Source organism: Novosphingobium sp. B 225, assembly GCF_002198665.1.
GTDB lineage: Bacteria > Pseudomonadota > Alphaproteobacteria > Sphingomonadales > Sphingomonadaceae > Novosphingobium.
In genome coordinates this window covers 15124-28410 of the sequence record NZ_MWLM01000025.1, presented here as the reverse complement: position 1 = coordinate 28410, position 13287 = coordinate 15124, and the positions used below count along the sequence as shown (strand labels likewise).

The window sequence follows — 13287 nt, the reverse complement described above, 5'->3', positions numbered from 1 at the left end:
GACTGGGCGGCGGGGGCGGGATCTGCAGCGGCGGCGGGGTCGGTGGCGGCACCGGCCAGTTGCTGGGCAGCCAGCTTGGGCTCGATCTCGTCCAGGATCAGCTGCATATCGGCATTGAGCAGCGGGTTCTGCGTGTTGAGCCCCATGCCGCGGCGCAGCAGCCGCACGGCTTCGGCAAAATTGTCGATCGCCAGGTTGGCCAGCCCTTCGGCAAAGATCCGCAGGGCATCGTCCTCGGGCAGGTCGCCCAGTTTCTGCCACACCCCCATCGCTTCAACCGCGCGGCCTGAGGTGAGATCAAGGAAGCCAAGCTGGAACCGGGCGAGCGCGAAATCGGGCGCGATCTCGATCGCGCGGGCCATGGCACCGCGACCTTCTTCATAGCGTTGCAGCCCGGCCAGCACCGAACCCTTGAGGAAATGCAGCCGCGGATCAAGCGGCCAGCTTTGCAGCAAAGTGGCGATGGCGGCGAGCCCGCCTTCGTCATCGGTGCGCAGCTGCGCCACCACTGCATTCAGCCGACCGTCCGGGCACAGGGTGCCGTTCTGCTCTTCCATCGCACTCATCCTTCAAGCCGTATCAGGCCGCTAGCAGACAACCGCTTGCGCAATAAGGCAAGGGCCGCCTTGTGAATTTGGGACACCCGGCCCTTGCTTAGCCCCATCAGGTTGGCCACCTCGTCAAATGGCAGGCCGTCGAGATAGTGCCAGCCGATCACCATCCGGTCGCGTTCGGGCAGGGTTTCCAGCGCGGTGCGGACCTGGCGCTGGGCCTGGTTCCAGGCCAGCGTTTCATAGGCATCGCGCGCCGGGTCGCGCTCGCTCTCCTGGTACAGGGTCGATCCTTCGAGCATCAGCCCCAAGGCCAGTTCAGCGGCAATATCGCCGATCAGGTCCAGCTTTTCCGACAGGGTGGCTGGCTGCGCGCGGTCTTGCGCCAGACTGCGGGTCCGCTCGCGCCGGATCCGCCGCGCGGTGGAAATCTGGCTGTTGACCTCTGACAGCCGGGCCACGCCATCGGCAATCGCCCCCGCGATCCGGCGCGGGCAGAAATAGCGGAACGGCACGGCGCGTTCGGGGCGATAGCGGTCGATTGCTTCCAGCAGGCCCAGGCTGGCCAGTTGCAGCAATTCGGCAAATTCAACCGGGGTGGCCGGATCATCGCGCATAAAGCGCCAGGCGATCCGCCGGGCCAGTGGCTGGTATTGCCGGAACAACGCCTGCCGTGCGCGTTCGGGACTGTCCGATTGCAGCTGCTCCCACAGCGCCCGCTCCGCCGCGTCCATGACTTCGCCATGGGTTGCGGAGGGGCGCGAGGCCATCAGTGAAAGCTGCCCAGCAGGCCTTGCAGCAACAAGGACCAGCCATCGATCAGCACAAACATCAGGATCTTGAGTGGCAGCGAAATCGTGGCTGGTGGCACCATCAGCATGCCCAGCGACAACAGGATCGCCGATACCACCAGATCGATCAGCAGGAACGGCAGCAGGATTACGAAGCCGATCGTGAACGATACCCGCAGTTCATTGAGCATGAAGGCCGGGACCAGCTGCATCAGCCCGACATCGGCCGCGCTGACCGGCAGGGGCTGGCGCGAGATGGCGTAGATCGTCTTGAGATCCTGATCCCGCACCTGCCGCAGCATGAAGGTCTTGAGCGGGGCAGCGCCCTGATCGATCGCTTCACCAGCCGGCGTGCTCCCGGCCAGGAATGGCTGCAGCCCGCGTTCTGATGCTTCCTGCAAGGTCGGGCCCATGGTCAGTGCGGTCATGAACAGCGCCAGGCTGACCAGCACCGCGTTGGGCGGCGTTTCGGGCATGCCAAAGGCGTGGCGCACCATCGAAAGCACCACCACGATCCGGACAAAGCTGGTCATGCAGATCACCAGCGCCGGCAGCAGCGCCAGCAACCCCAGGACCAGCGACGTGCGCACCAGCGAGGTTGAATCCGCCGTCAGGGTAAAGCCCTTGTCCCCGGCCTGAGCCAGAGCCGGGCCGGCTGCCAGCAGCAAGGGCAGCACGGCAATCTTGCGCAGTCCGGCAATCACGGCGCCGGATCCGCCACGGGCCGGGGCTCCAGCACCTGGATCGCGATCCCGCTGGCCCCTGAAACGATCAGCAGCTCGCGCCCGTCAACCGCCACCAGCGCGGCGCTGCTCTGCGGGCCAAGCGTGATCCGTTCGAGCAGTTGCAGCCGTCCGGGCTGGGCCGGGCCCAGCGGCCAGAGCGGATCGGCGCCCATCCGCCGGCGCAGCAGCCAGGCCGCGACTCCCGCCAGGACCAGACACAGCACCAGCGCAAGCACCACCCGCCACAGCGACACATCGGGGCCGCTGCCGGTGGCCAGCGCCGGGCTGCCTGCCGCGCCCGCCAGGACCGGCAGGATCGAGGGCAGTGCGGCAATCATGATTTGCGCGCGAGCACTTCCGTGATGCGCACACCGAAATTGTCACCCACCGCAACGAGTTCGCCGCGCGCCACGATCCGGCCATTCAGCGCCAGATCGACCTGACCGTTAAGCGGCAGATCAAGCCCGACGACAGTGCCATCCTTCAGACTGGCGAGCCGCGCGAGCGACATCGAGCCTTTGCCCAAAAGCGCATCGAGTTCGACCGAGACATCGCCCAGCAGTTCGGGATCGAGCAGCTGGATCAGCCGCTGTTCGTTGTCAGCACTGGCGGCCAAGGGCTGCTCCGCTGCGGTCCGTTCGGCTTCGATCACGCCTGCGCCGGGGGCATCGGCGCCTTCTGCATTCAACTTTGCCACGCCTCAATTCATCCTTGCCATGAGTGTCAGGTGCCCGTCATCGCGGGACAGTTGTGCATGGGCCAGCACGCGGCTGCTCCCCTGGGGGCGAAGTTCGACCAGGTCGGTCTCGCGCCGGTCGATCACCACCACGTCACCCACCGCGATCTCCTTGAGCTCGAGCGCGCTGATCCGGACCGCTCCCAGCACAGCCTCGATCGCCACCTGCTTGTCGCCCAGCGCTTCAGCCAGCCTGACCGGCGCGCGCACCGGGCGCGGCGCAGACGGGCATTGCCGCCGCCGCAAGCCGGCCAGCGCCGGATGGTCGATCATCAGTTCCAGCGCCGCCGTGCCGCTGCCGGCACTGAAGGCAGCCAGCAAGCCGCGCGGGGGCACCCGGCCCGGATCAGGAGCAGCGGTCTGGTGCCGGACACCGAGCAACGCGGCGAGTTCCTCCCCCAGATCGGTGGCCATCCGTTCCGCCAGCAACAGCAAGAGCTGCCGGTCCTGTTCGCCCAGCACTTTGTCGCGCGGTGATCGGTCCAGCGCCAGCCGGGCATAGTCCAGCCGGGTCGGCTCGCTCCATTCCAGCCACACGCCCGGCGCAATCGCCTGCCAGGCCTTGCCTGGGGCAAGGCGGCGCTCGGCCCCGGCCCGGGGCGCGGATTGCGGCAGCGGGGCACGGGCACCCAGCCAGCGTTCGCTCCAGCGGGCCACCGCAGCCACGATCGCATCGGCCAGAGCGGGACTTGAATAGGCGTCGTCAGGCAACCATTCGCGCGCGGTAGAGCTCACCCTTGGCCCCGAATCCCGAACAGCTGCTGGATCATGTCGTTGGATGCGCTGACCACTTGCGAACTGGCCTGGAAGCCGCGCTGGATTAGGATCAGCTCACCAAATTGCTTGGACAGATCGGTGTTGGAGCTTTCCAGCTGCTTGGCCAGCAACCGGCCCACCCCTTCAACCCCGCTGGCGATCAGCCGGACCGGCCCATTGCCGTCGTTTTCAAAGAACCCGCCGCTGATCCGGCGCAATTGCTGGGGATCGCGGAAATCGGCGATGGCCACGGCTTCCAGCGCGTCGGTCTTGTCGTTGGAATAGGTGATCGCGATCTTGCCTTCGCTGTTCACGGTAACCTTGGTCAGCGAACCCACGCCCTGCCCATCGACCGATGCGGCGCGCAGCGTCGAAGTGGAACCGGCCGAGAAGGAAGTGACCCCCGAAGAGAAATCGAGCACCACGTTGAGCGGATCGGCCCCGGTCGGCGTGGTCGTGATGGTCAGTTTGGCGGTGGCCGGATCAACCGTGCTGCCGGTGAACTTGAGGCTGGTGGTGCCGATCTCTGTGCCGGTCTGGTCGGTCACCGTAACTTTCCACTGGCCCAGGACTGTGGAGTCCTTGTCAAATTTGACCTGCCAGGTCTGCTTGCCACCCAGCGAATCGAAGATCGACAGATCGGCCACACTGGCCGTGGTGGCCGAAGAGGACAGGTTGTCGGCAAATTTGATCGTGGTGCTGGCCACCGGCTTGCTGGTGCGCTTGGTATCCAGATTGATCGCCACCGCGCGGCCCGAACTGTCCAGCACGGCCAGGCGATAGTCGCTGTTGCCCTGCAGCGAGATATAGCCATCCTTGTCGACCACGAATTGGCCGGTGCGCGAATAATAGGTCTTGCCCTGGTTGATCAGCACCAGAAACCCGCTGCCCTGCAGCGCCAGATCCAGATCGCCCTGGGTCTGTTGCAGGTCACCCTGGCCGAAATCGACATTGGCGTCGCTGAACCGCACCCCGTTGCCGACCTTGATCGAATTTTCGTCCCCAAAGAAAGTCAGCCCGCCGCCGCCATAGCTGAACACGTCGCTGAACTTGGTGGTCGTCGCCTTGTAACCCAGCGTGTTGAGGTTGGTGACGTTGTTGGAAATCGTCTGAAGCCCCTTGCTGAAGGCTTCAAGGCCGCTGAGGCCGGTATAGATAGCTCCGAGCATGCGCGTCCCTTTCCGAAAACTAGCGAACTTGCGAAATGTTTGCGATCGGCAGGTTCGACACCGTCTGGCCGGTGGCGAGCTTGATCGCGATCGAGGGCTGACCCGAAGCAAACGCGACCGATTGCACCGTGCCCGAAATCGCGCCCGAGGGGGTCGATATGTCCACCGTCTTGCCCAGCAGCGAAGTTGCCTGGGTGGCGGCCTGGGCCGAAAGCAGCGCGGTCAGCTGATCGTTCATCGACTGGGTCTGCTGCAACTGGGAGAATTGCGCCAGCTGCGAGACGAATTCGGTGTTGTCCATCGGCTTCAGCGGATCCTGATAGGTCAGCTGGGTCAGGATGATCTTCAGCAGGGATTCGAACTGCAACCCATAGGCGTTCTGCGCGACCGCCGCCGTTGAGGATGTGGCACTTACAGCCATGTCAATTACCTCCCTGATTCCGCAAAGGAATTCCCTGTTTCGATCTAACCACGATTCGTCCCACAGTCACGCCGAATTCGCGCAGGATCCGTTCGCGGATCTGGCCCAGATCATGTTCGTCCAGCCGGTCGAATGACATGTCAGTCACCACTGCAATGGTCTGAGCATCCTGCGTGTGAAGTTCGAACTGCACCTGGCCGGCTGCCTGCTCGGGCTCGCCCGGCCGGAACCAGGCGGCGCGGCGGGTGATGGCCGGGGCGCTGCCGGGCGCAGCCGCGGCTGGGCGGGCCGCCGGGGCAGCGGCGAGTGCCAGCGTCTGGGCTGCCGTCTGGAGCGGGGGAGCGGCCGCGCGCGGTGCCGGATCGGCGGCAATCGGCCCGGCCTGCAGCGGGCTGGCCGCAGCTGCCGCTGGAGCCTGCGCTCCGGCAGGGCCGCCGATGAGATCGGCCACGGCGATCAGTTCAGGGCCGCTCCACGGCGCGAACCGCTCTGGCCGGGCCGGGGGAGAGGCCGCATCGGCTGGCCCCGCCGTGCTTGCCGCCGCATCGAGCAGGACCGCACTATGAACCCCCAGCACGCCGCCTTCGGCAAAGCTGAGCGCCCGGTCAGCGATGACACTGGCGGCGCTGCTGCCACTTTCCAGCAGCTGCGTAAACGACGCGCCGGGGCCGCCGATCAGTGGCTTTGCCGGGGCCAGCGCAGGCCGGATCGGGGTGGGATCGATCTTCATCGTGCGCCCCGCTTTCCGGTCAGACGCTGGCGGGTTCCGGCATCGACCAGTTCGGCCAGCACCTGTTCTTCGCGCCAGGCCGCGAACCGCAACCGGGCCTTGCGCCACAGCGCCTGGGCGCATTCACGGTCAGCATTGGCGCGGCGGTGTTCGTGCTGGCTGCGCAGGAACGCGGCCTGCTCCTCGCCCAGCGCGGTTCCGGCGGCATCTACCCGTTCGACCTGATGGTTGACCGCCTGCCCCCAGCCCAGCGCCAGTTCGGGCGAAAAGCGGGCGCTGGCGGTGAATGCGGCCCAGCTATCAACCGTGGAAGTCAGCTGGTCCTGTTCGGCCTGTTGCTGACGGCGGGCTTCGGCCACGCGCTGTTCGGCGGCCATGGCTGCCGATTTGGCGCGGCGTTCGACCAGCCCGCGCAGTTCGAGAATTGTGGCGAGCGAGCGATAGCGGCGTTCGGTCCGGCTCATCCCGCGCCTCCCGCCAGGCTGGCCAGAGCAGTGCGGGTCGCGTCGTCGGCGGCGCATTCATCCTGCGGCTGGGCCAGAAAGGCATCGATCGCGCTCTTGGCGGCGATGGCTGCGTCGATCGGCAGGCTCGATCCGGCGCTGTACAGCCCGGATTCGATCAGGGTTCGCGATTCTTCGTAAGTGGCGATCAGTCCCAACACTTTGCGGGCATGCGCCAATTGCTGTGCGCTGACCAGCCGGTGCATGTTGCGGCTGACACTGCGGGCGATGTCAACGGCGGGAAACTGCCCGCGTTCCGCCATCGCGCGCGACAGGACGATGTGGCCGTCAAGCAGGCTCTTCATCATTTCGCAGATCGGGTCGTCCACCTCGTCGCTTTCGCTCAGCACGGTGAACACGGCGGATATGGCCCCGCCCGCGGTCAGGGCACCGCAATGTTCGATCACCCGGGGGATCGCGGAAAAGACGCTGGGCGGATAGGCCCGCACGGTTGGCGGTTCGCCTGCGGCCAGGCCGTTCTCGCGCATCGCCATGGCGAGCCGCGTGGCGCTGTCCAGCACCAGCAGGACATGCTCGCCCCGCGCGCGCCAGTGCCGGGCTAGGGCAAGCGCCTGATAGACCGCGCGGATCCGCAGCGCGGCTGGCTTGTCCGATGTCGCGGCCACCATGGTGGTGCGGGCGCGCACGTCAGCGGGCAGATCCTCGTTCCACAGCTGCTCAACCTCGCGCCCGCGTTCGCCCACCAGGCACAGCACCAGCCGGTCCGCCTCGGCCTGGCGGGCAAGCTGGGCGATCAGGCTGGTCTTGCCCACGCCGCTCGCCGCGAAAATGCCGATCCGCTGGCCCTTGCCCAGGGTGAGCAGACCATCAAGCGCGCGAATTCCGGTGACCAGCGGTTCACGCGGAGTGGCGCGTTCCAGCGGTTCAGGCAGCCCGTCGAACAGCGGAGCCTTGTGCCAGGCGGCAATCGGGCCCTGTCCGTCGATCGGCCGGGCCAGCGCATCGATCGCCCGCCCCGAAAAGCCATCGCCGACCGGCACCGCTGCATCCTCGGCCAGCGCGCGGACCGGAGCCCCGGCGGCGAGCATGGCGGTTTCGCCATAGGGCACCAGGGCGATGTGATCGTGATCGACCTTGACCACTTCGGCCACCACCGGCGGGATCAGCCCCTCGGCCTCGCCGATCTCGCACAGCGATCCCAGCGCGACATTGGGGCCATCGGCTTCCAGCCAGCTGGGCAGGATCCGCAGCAGACGACCCTGCCGCCCGACCGTATCGAGCTGGCGCAGCCGTTCGATCACCGGGTGCGGCATCATGCTGCGGCCTCGCCCGGTGGCAGGGTGAATTCATCCAGCAGCGCGCGCACTGCGCCCCACTGCCGGTCGATGCCCAGGTCAATCGTCCCCAGCCGCAACCGCATCCGGCACGCGCCTTGTGGCAGATCGATCAGCGCCTTCAGCCGATCCGCGCCCAGCCCGGTCTGCTCGGCCAGTCGGTCAAGATCGCGGGTGTCGGGGAAATCGAGCCGCGATACTTCGATCACTACCGCCAGTTCGCGCCCGATCCGGTCCAGCTGGTGGCTGAGCAGCCCGGCCAGCAGCGCCTCGCGCTCACCCGGGTCGCCAAACAGCCGGGCAAGCACCTCACGCAGGGTGAGCAGGGCCAGCGCCTGCGCCATCGGCAGTTCGCGGGCCAGATCGGCCAGCGCGGCCGCGATGCCATCATCCAGCCGTTCCAGCGCTTCGGCATGGTCGGCGGTGAAATCCAGTTCGGCAGCTTCCCGCCCGGCCGCTTCGCCTTCGGCCCGGGCCAGGATGAGGGCTTCGGCATGATCCGCGATCGCGGCATCGCGCGCTGCCAGTTCGGCGCGCAGGTGCTCAACCTCAAGCTCCAGCGGATGGGGCGGTGACGGGTTCAGCGGAGTGTCGGCGCGGGGCAATGCTTCGCCCCGCAGCGGCGCAAGGATCAGCCCGGCAGGGGCCATCCCGGCCTTGATCACCCGGGTCATGCGGCCTGCTCACTGCCGGGCAAGCGGCGCTTGACCTGTTCGGACAGGCGCGCAAACCACGGACGCGGGCGGGCCGGTTGCGGCACCAGTTCGGCAATGCAGGCACGCAATTGCTGTTGGCAGTGGGCTGTGATCGCAAAGCTGTCCCCGCCCTCGGCCCCGGCCTGTCCGAGCCGTTCGCAGAGCCACGGTGAAAGCCCCTCTGGCAGAACCAGTGCGCCGGTGGGGGCGGCATCAGCGCTGCGCGAGACGGACTGCAATGCTCCCCCGGCCAGCAGGGACAGTACCTGTTCGCGTTCAACCTCGCCCAGCAATTCCAGCACGCCCAGCCGGTCACCCTCATCCAGTTCCTGGAGCAGGGCCACCTGGCGGCGCAGGGCGCGGTCAGGCCTGGCCATGCCCGGCCCTCTCGTCCAGCAGATCGCGCAGGCGCGCGGCAAATGCCTCACGCCCGGCAGCATCAAGCTGCGGTTTGCGGCGGCGCACCAGCAGCACCAGGGCCAGCGCCAATGCAGCCAGCCCCAGCCCGATCGCGATCGCTCCGCCAAAGGCGAAATCAAGGCCTTGCCCGGTATCCGCATTCGCCACTGGCCGCGCGCGGCCGCTGGCGGTGGCCACGGGCTGGGCTACTTCGAACGGAGAGGAGCCCGGCTGACCAAGCAGATCAAAGCTGTCAGCCGGATGATCGCCGATCCCCAACTGGGCCTGCAGCAGCGGATAGAGCCGCGCCTTCAACCCGGCTTCCGGTTCGCGCGAGAGCAGCATGGTGATCGCCACCGGATAGGCCCGGCGCGGCGCGGCGGCGGGCTTTGCGCCGGGGGTTGCGCCCGGCGCGGGAGACGGCGCTGCCGCCAGTTGTTCTGCCCCGGCCGGGACGATCACGTGGATCTGCATCCTGGGGTCCTGCACTTGCCCGGCCACGGCCTGACGAACCCGGTTCGCCCAGCCTTGTTCAAGCGGGCTGCGGCCCGCACCCTCGGGCAGGCCCGGCAGTTCGATCCGCGCTTCTCCGCTCAGCTGGCGTCCGGCATCGTCCAGCACCACCACGTTGATCGCATCCAGCCCTTCCACCGCCGAAGCGACCAGTCGCTGGATGCCGACGATGGTCTGGCCATCGATCGACGTGCCCAGCTTGGGCATCAAGGTGACCGAGGCCTTGGCCGGACGGCGATCATCGCGGAACACGCCGTCTTCGGGCAGAGTGACATGCACCCGTGCGCTTTCGACATTGTCCAGCGTCATCAGGGTCCGCGCCAGTTCGCCCTGCAGGGCGCGCTGGTAATTGATCTTCTGGGCGAATTCGGTCAGCCCCATGTCGCTCTTGTTGAACAGTTCGAACCCGACCGTCCCCTTCAGCGGCAGCCCTCCGCCCAGGATCGCCAGCCGAACGGCATCGACCTGATCCTGCGGCACCAGGATCGTGCTGCCGCTTTCGGCCAGTTCATAGGGGGTCTTTTGCTTCTTGAGCTCATCGACGATCAGCGCGGCGTCATCGGTCTTCAGCTGGGTAAAGGCGGCGACATAGGGCGTGTGAATAAACAGGTACCACACCGCCGTAATGACCAGCGCAAGCAGCAAGGCTCCGCCGCCCAGCAACAGCATCTGGCGGCGACCGTCGGCAGCGGTAAGGGATCGGGTTTCGGCCATGATCGATCAGAGCTGCATGTTCATCAGTTGCTGGGTACCTTCAAGCAGCCGGTTGCGCACCTGCAGCATCAGTTCGAACGAGATTCGCGCTTCTTCCAGCGCATAAGTGACCCGGTGGACGGGAATCGAATCGTCGATGGCGAACTGGGCGACCAGTTCGTCGGCCTTGGCCAGTTTGGCTTCGGTCACGGACAGGCCGTTGGACAGCATTTCGACAAAGCTGGGGCCATTTGCCGGACCGGCCGCGCCCGGCTGGACTGCCTGCGCCGTATGGGTAACCGCCGAAATCGGGGCAATTGCCGGAATGCTCATCCGCGCCTCCCGATTTCCAGCGCCTTGGTATACATCTGCCGCGCACTGTTCATGGCGACGATATTGGCCTCGTAACTGCGGCTGGTCTTGACCATCAGCGCCATTTCCGCGGCATGATCGAACCCGGGATAAGTGACATAGCCATCCAGATCCGCCTGCGGGTGCGAAGGTTCATAGACCCGGCGCGGCGGCAGGTTCTGGGCCTCGATCGAATAGACCGCGACCCCGCGCAGGCCCGACTGATCGGCGCGCCCGGCCAGCACATCGGCAAAGCTGGCCGCCGGTCCCGAAATCAACCGCATCGCGTGATACGGCTGGCCGGTGGCGTCCAGGGTAGAGCTGGCATTGGCCAGGTTCTGTGCGATCACTTCCAGCCTGCGCCATTCCACTTCCAGCCCGGTCCGGCTGATTTCAATCGCGTTCATGCTTAGCGGTTCCCCGTGGTGACCATCGCTTCGATCTGCAAGCGACGGTTGAGCAATTCGACCAGCGCGGCATAGCGCGTGGCGGTCTGATTGGCGGTGGCCATTTCCAGATCGAGCCTGAGCTCGGTGGAGCCATCATCGCGCAAGGCCAGGCCGATGCGGGGCTGCACCGCTTCGATCCCGGCCAGATCATGGCGCGCGGCGGCCTGCTGCAAGGCGTCCTCAAACGTCACGGCCAGCGGGCGATAGCCGGGCGAATTGGCATTGGCGATGTTCTGCGCCGTGGCCATCGCGCGCAGCGACAGGCCATCCAGCGCTTTCAGCAGCAGGGCAGGGGTGATCGGATCGAGTGCCACGGCCATGCTCCTCTTATTGCACCACAATGTCGGCGTGCAGCGCACCGGCGGTCTTCATCGCCTGCAGGATCGCGATCATCGTGCGAACCGGCACTTTGGCGCGGGCCAGACCCTGGGCCAGATCGGCCACGCTGGCGCCGGGGAAATGCATCACCGCCGCCGGATCTTCGCGCACATCAAGTCTGGTATTGGTTACCACCAGCCCGCTCGCCGAACGGACATAGCCGCCATAGACGTTGGCCCCGGTCGCGCTGTTGTCGATCGACACTTCGACCTTGATGTCGCCTTGCGCCACGGTCACTTCCGAAATCCGCACATCGCCGCCCGCGACAATCGTGCCCGAGCGTTCGTTGACCACCACCCGCGCCTGGCTTGAGGGCACCACGCTGACGTTTTCGACCTGGGCCAGGAACCCGTTGAGCGGGCCTTTCCAGTTGCGCGTGTCGATCGCCACTGCATCGGCCCCGCGCACGCTGGCCAGGCCATAGCCCAGCCGCGCGTTGATGCCGCGCGCGACGTTTTCCGCGGTGCTGATATCGGGATCGCGCAGCAGGAAAGTGACCATGCCGTTGGCATCGGCCAGTTCCGCTTCGACCGGGCGTTCCACTGTGGCCCCGCCCGGCAGGATCCCGGCTGTCGGGCTGTTGCGCTGACGCAGGTTCTGATCCGCTTCATAGCGATAGCCGCCCACCACCAGGGTGCCTTGCGCCAGCGCGTAATTGTGCTGATCGGGCCCAAGCAGCGGGGTCATCAGCAGGGTCCCGCCCGACAGGCTGCGTGCATCCCCCGCCGAAGTGACCGAAACGTCGATCCGGTCCCCGACATTGGCCGAGGCCGGCAGGCTGGCGGTAACCAGCACCACGGCTACGTTGCGGCTCTGGATCATGTCCGGGGTCACCACGATGCCAAGGCGGCTGAACACATTGCGCAGCGCCTGGCGGGTCACTTCGCTGCGGGGGCTGTCCCCGGTTCCGGCCAGGCCGGTGACCACGCCGTAACCGACCAGCGGGTTTTCCCGCCAACCGGCGAACCGGCCCAGATCTTTCAGCCGCACGTCCTGCGCCGCAGCGGGCAGGGCGGTCAGCATGGCCATCAGGGCCAGCAGCGAGGCAAGCAGGTGGCGGATCACATCAACCCCAGAAACCGGAAGATTCGCGTAACGATGCCCGGCTTGGCGCTGCGCGAGGCGAACCCCTTGCCGTCATAGTCAATCTGCGCATCGGCAATGCGCGAGGACAGCACCTGATTGCCGCCGTCAATGTCGCTTGGGCGGACCCGGCCGCTGACCTTAACATTGGTCGTCTCGCCATTGACCTTGAGCTGCTGCCAGCCGGAAATCATCAGATCGCCGTTGGGCAGGACCTGATCGACCGTGGCGCTGAGCTGGGCGGCGATCCGGTCTGCCCGGGTGGTGCTGCCCTGACCGTCATAGGACCCGCCGAACGAAAGCCCGGCCGACTTGTCAAACGTGTTGCCGAACGTGACATTCCCGCTCATCGCCGTATCGCGCTTGGTGCCTTTGGCAACGGTGTTCGATGCGGTGTTGTTGGTGATGATCAGCACGGTCAGCAGATCCCCCACCGCCGATGCCTTGCGGTCAGAAGCAAGCGCGGTCCAGTTGCTGCCCTTGTAGAGATCATCCGCCAGAGCAGGCGCGGCGGCCAGCAGGCCAAGCAGCATCAGGGCAGGGGAGCGCATCGTCATTCTCCGCAACAGACCGCAGTCAGGACATCGCGTTCGGCCGTCGCGACGAACAGTTGCTCACCCGCAGTGGCGCCTTGCAGAGCCTTGGCGCTGCGGCGGATCATTACCGGCCCGGCGCGGACCGCGACGCTGACCGGCTCACCCTTGCGGATCAGGCCAGGCGCCGCGCCGCTGGCCAGCGGCAGGGCAGGCAGGCCGGTGTGGCGCAGGATCGTGACCGGAGCAGACCCGGCGGGCAGCAGATCGCGCAGCACCGGCATCAGCGCACGGGCGCGGGCGGCAAGTTCGGCGCGGTCCATCACGGTGCGGCGCTGGTCAAGCGCAAGCCGCGCCAGCGGCAGCCCGGCGGCCTGACGGCGCAGGCTTTCGGGTACGGCGGACAGTTCGGCCACGTCGCCAAGGCGCACCGTGGGACCCGTCACTTCCGCCTCGGCAGCGAAAGTGATCGTGCCCAGCGCGGATGCAGCAATGAGAAGCGCGCCCAGACCCATC

Annotated in this window: 20 protein-coding genes; all 20 read right to left on the bottom strand. The window is 66.7% G+C overall.

Annotation, left to right across the window (positions count from 1 at the left end):
- Window positions 1-557, bottom strand: a 557-nt coding sequence (locus MNBBLIKP_RS03090) for a tetratricopeptide repeat protein (RefSeq protein WP_140420515.1), incomplete at its 3' end; no start/stop codon positions are given.
- A gap of 5 nt (window positions 558-562) precedes the next feature.
- On the bottom strand, window positions 563-1321 hold the full coding sequence (locus MNBBLIKP_RS03085) for a sigma-70 family RNA polymerase sigma factor (RefSeq protein ID WP_088307351.1): 759 nt from the start codon (window positions 1319-1321) through the stop codon (window positions 563-565).
- The gene (gene fliP / locus MNBBLIKP_RS03080; RefSeq protein ID WP_254912899.1) at window positions 1321-2046 is read right to left on the bottom strand and encodes a flagellar type III secretion system pore protein FliP; all 726 of its coding nucleotides are present in this window, start codon (window positions 2044-2046) and stop codon (window positions 1321-1323) included. The genes MNBBLIKP_RS03085 and fliP overlap by 1 nt, the downstream gene beginning before the upstream one ends.
- Window positions 2043-2405: a flagellar biosynthetic protein FliO gene (locus MNBBLIKP_RS03075; protein WP_088307349.1), complete on the bottom strand. Its 363-nt coding sequence runs from the start codon at window positions 2403-2405 to the stop codon at window positions 2043-2045. The genes fliP and MNBBLIKP_RS03075 overlap by 4 nt, the downstream gene beginning before the upstream one ends.
- Entirely contained in the window at window positions 2402-2764 is a 363-nt protein-coding gene (locus MNBBLIKP_RS03070; RefSeq protein ID WP_088307347.1) for a FliM/FliN family flagellar motor switch protein, read from the bottom strand. The genes MNBBLIKP_RS03075 and MNBBLIKP_RS03070 overlap by 4 nt, the downstream gene beginning before the upstream one ends.
- Window positions 2765-2767: 3 nt before the next feature.
- Window positions 2768-3538 (bottom strand): FliM/FliN family flagellar motor switch protein, encoded by a 771-nt coding sequence (locus MNBBLIKP_RS03065; protein WP_088307345.1) that lies wholly within the window; start codon window positions 3536-3538, stop codon window positions 2768-2770.
- Window positions 3535-4728, bottom strand: coding sequence for a flagellar hook protein FlgE (locus MNBBLIKP_RS03060; protein ID WP_088307343.1), 1194 nt, complete (start codon window positions 4726-4728; stop codon window positions 3535-3537). The genes MNBBLIKP_RS03065 and MNBBLIKP_RS03060 overlap by 4 nt, the downstream gene beginning before the upstream one ends.
- 19 nt (window positions 4729-4747) lie before the next feature.
- Window positions 4748-5149 carry a flagellar hook assembly protein FlgD gene (locus tag MNBBLIKP_RS03055; RefSeq protein WP_088307341.1) on the bottom strand — a complete coding sequence of 134 codons (402 nt, stop codon included), beginning with the start codon at window positions 5147-5149 and terminating at the stop codon, window positions 4748-4750.
- 1 nt (window position 5150) lies between these two features.
- Window positions 5151-5879, bottom strand: coding sequence for a hypothetical protein (locus tag MNBBLIKP_RS03050; protein ID WP_088307339.1), 729 nt, complete (start codon window positions 5877-5879; stop codon window positions 5151-5153).
- Window positions 5876-6343, bottom strand: a complete 468-nt coding sequence (locus MNBBLIKP_RS03045) for a hypothetical protein (protein ID WP_088307337.1) — start codon at window positions 6341-6343, stop codon at window positions 5876-5878. The genes MNBBLIKP_RS03050 and MNBBLIKP_RS03045 overlap by 4 nt, the downstream gene beginning before the upstream one ends.
- The gene (locus MNBBLIKP_RS03040) at window positions 6340-7659 is read right to left on the bottom strand and encodes a FliI/YscN family ATPase (RefSeq protein WP_088307335.1); all 1320 of its coding nucleotides are present in this window, start codon (window positions 7657-7659) and stop codon (window positions 6340-6342) included. Before MNBBLIKP_RS03040 ends, MNBBLIKP_RS03045 begins: the two co-directional genes overlap by 4 nt.
- Complete coding sequence (locus MNBBLIKP_RS03035) at window positions 7656-8351, bottom strand: hypothetical protein (protein ID WP_088307333.1); 696 nt, start codon at window positions 8349-8351, stop codon at window positions 7656-7658. The genes MNBBLIKP_RS03040 and MNBBLIKP_RS03035 overlap by 4 nt, the downstream gene beginning before the upstream one ends.
- Window positions 8348-8749: a hypothetical protein gene (locus MNBBLIKP_RS03030; RefSeq protein WP_088307331.1), complete on the bottom strand. Its 402-nt coding sequence runs from the start codon at window positions 8747-8749 to the stop codon at window positions 8348-8350. Before MNBBLIKP_RS03030 ends, MNBBLIKP_RS03035 begins: the two co-directional genes overlap by 4 nt.
- On the bottom strand, window positions 8736-9998 hold the full coding sequence (fliF, locus tag MNBBLIKP_RS03025; RefSeq protein WP_088307329.1) for a flagellar basal-body MS-ring/collar protein FliF: 1263 nt from the start codon (window positions 9996-9998) through the stop codon (window positions 8736-8738). The genes MNBBLIKP_RS03030 and fliF overlap by 14 nt, the downstream gene beginning before the upstream one ends.
- A 6-nt stretch (window positions 9999-10004) precedes the next feature.
- Complete coding sequence (locus MNBBLIKP_RS03020; RefSeq protein ID WP_088307327.1) at window positions 10005-10310, bottom strand: flagellar hook-basal body complex protein FliE; 306 nt, start codon at window positions 10308-10310, stop codon at window positions 10005-10007.
- On the bottom strand, window positions 10307-10735 hold the full coding sequence (gene flgC, locus MNBBLIKP_RS03015) for a flagellar basal body rod protein FlgC (RefSeq protein WP_088307325.1): 429 nt from the start codon (window positions 10733-10735) through the stop codon (window positions 10307-10309). Before flgC ends, MNBBLIKP_RS03020 begins: the two co-directional genes overlap by 4 nt.
- A 2-nt stretch (window positions 10736-10737) precedes the next feature.
- Window positions 10738-11091, bottom strand: a complete 354-nt coding sequence (locus MNBBLIKP_RS03010) for a flagellar basal body rod protein FlgB (RefSeq protein WP_217896645.1) — start codon at window positions 11089-11091, stop codon at window positions 10738-10740.
- Window positions 11092-11104: 13 nt separating this feature from the next.
- Window positions 11105-12220, bottom strand: a complete 1116-nt coding sequence (locus tag MNBBLIKP_RS03005; RefSeq protein ID WP_254912898.1) for a flagellar basal body P-ring protein FlgI — start codon at window positions 12218-12220, stop codon at window positions 11105-11107.
- Window positions 12217-12789 carry a flagellar basal body L-ring protein FlgH gene (locus MNBBLIKP_RS03000; protein ID WP_176399634.1) on the bottom strand — a complete coding sequence of 191 codons (573 nt, stop codon included), beginning with the start codon at window positions 12787-12789 and terminating at the stop codon, window positions 12217-12219. Before MNBBLIKP_RS03000 ends, MNBBLIKP_RS03005 begins: the two co-directional genes overlap by 4 nt.
- A 2-nt stretch (window positions 12790-12791) precedes the next feature.
- A complete protein-coding gene (locus MNBBLIKP_RS02995) occupies window positions 12792-13286 on the bottom strand; it encodes a hypothetical protein (RefSeq protein WP_088307319.1) in 495 nt (164 codons plus the stop codon).
- Window position 13287: the final 1 nt, after the last annotated feature.

What these genes read in the sequence shown, in the direction of transcription:
- MNBBLIKP_RS03085 (WP_088307351.1), bottom strand. Translation starts at nt 1,321, where the DNA reads ATGGCCTCGCGCCCCTCCGCAACCCATGGCGAAGTCATGGACGCGGCG.
- MNBBLIKP_RS03075 (WP_088307349.1), bottom strand. Translation starts at nt 2,405, where the DNA reads ATGATTGCCGCACTGCCCTCGATCCTGCCGGTCCTGGCGGGCGCGGCA.
- MNBBLIKP_RS03060 (WP_088307343.1), bottom strand. Translation starts at nt 4,728, where the DNA reads ATGCTCGGAGCTATCTATACCGGCCTCAGCGGCCTTGAAGCCTTCAGC.
- MNBBLIKP_RS03055 (WP_088307341.1), bottom strand. Translation starts at nt 5,149, where the DNA reads ATGGCTGTAAGTGCCACATCCTCAACGGCGGCGGTCGCGCAGAACGCC.
- MNBBLIKP_RS03050 (WP_088307339.1), bottom strand. Translation starts at nt 5,879, where the DNA reads ATGAAGATCGATCCCACCCCGATCCGGCCTGCGCTGGCCCCGGCAAAG.
- MNBBLIKP_RS03045 (WP_088307337.1), bottom strand. Translation starts at nt 6,343, where the DNA reads ATGAGCCGGACCGAACGCCGCTATCGCTCGCTCGCCACAATTCTCGAA.
- MNBBLIKP_RS03040 (WP_088307335.1), bottom strand. Translation starts at nt 7,659, where the DNA reads ATGATGCCGCACCCGGTGATCGAACGGCTGCGCCAGCTCGATACGGTC.
- MNBBLIKP_RS03035 (WP_088307333.1), bottom strand. Translation starts at nt 8,351, where the DNA reads ATGACCCGGGTGATCAAGGCCGGGATGGCCCCTGCCGGGCTGATCCTT.
- MNBBLIKP_RS03030 (WP_088307331.1), bottom strand. Translation starts at nt 8,749, where the DNA reads ATGGCCAGGCCTGACCGCGCCCTGCGCCGCCAGGTGGCCCTGCTCCAG.
- fliF (WP_088307329.1), bottom strand. Translation starts at nt 9,998, where the DNA reads ATGGCCGAAACCCGATCCCTTACCGCTGCCGACGGTCGCCGCCAGATG.
- MNBBLIKP_RS03020 (WP_088307327.1), bottom strand. Translation starts at nt 10,310, where the DNA reads ATGAGCATTCCGGCAATTGCCCCGATTTCGGCGGTTACCCATACGGCG.
- flgC (WP_088307325.1), bottom strand. Translation starts at nt 10,735, where the DNA reads ATGAACGCGATTGAAATCAGCCGGACCGGGCTGGAAGTGGAATGGCGC.
- MNBBLIKP_RS03000 (WP_176399634.1), bottom strand. Translation starts at nt 12,789, where the DNA reads ATGCGCTCCCCTGCCCTGATGCTGCTTGGCCTGCTGGCCGCCGCGCCT.
- MNBBLIKP_RS02995 (WP_088307319.1), bottom strand. Translation starts at nt 13,286, where the DNA reads ATGGGTCTGGGCGCGCTTCTCATTGCTGCATCCGCGCTGGGCACGATC.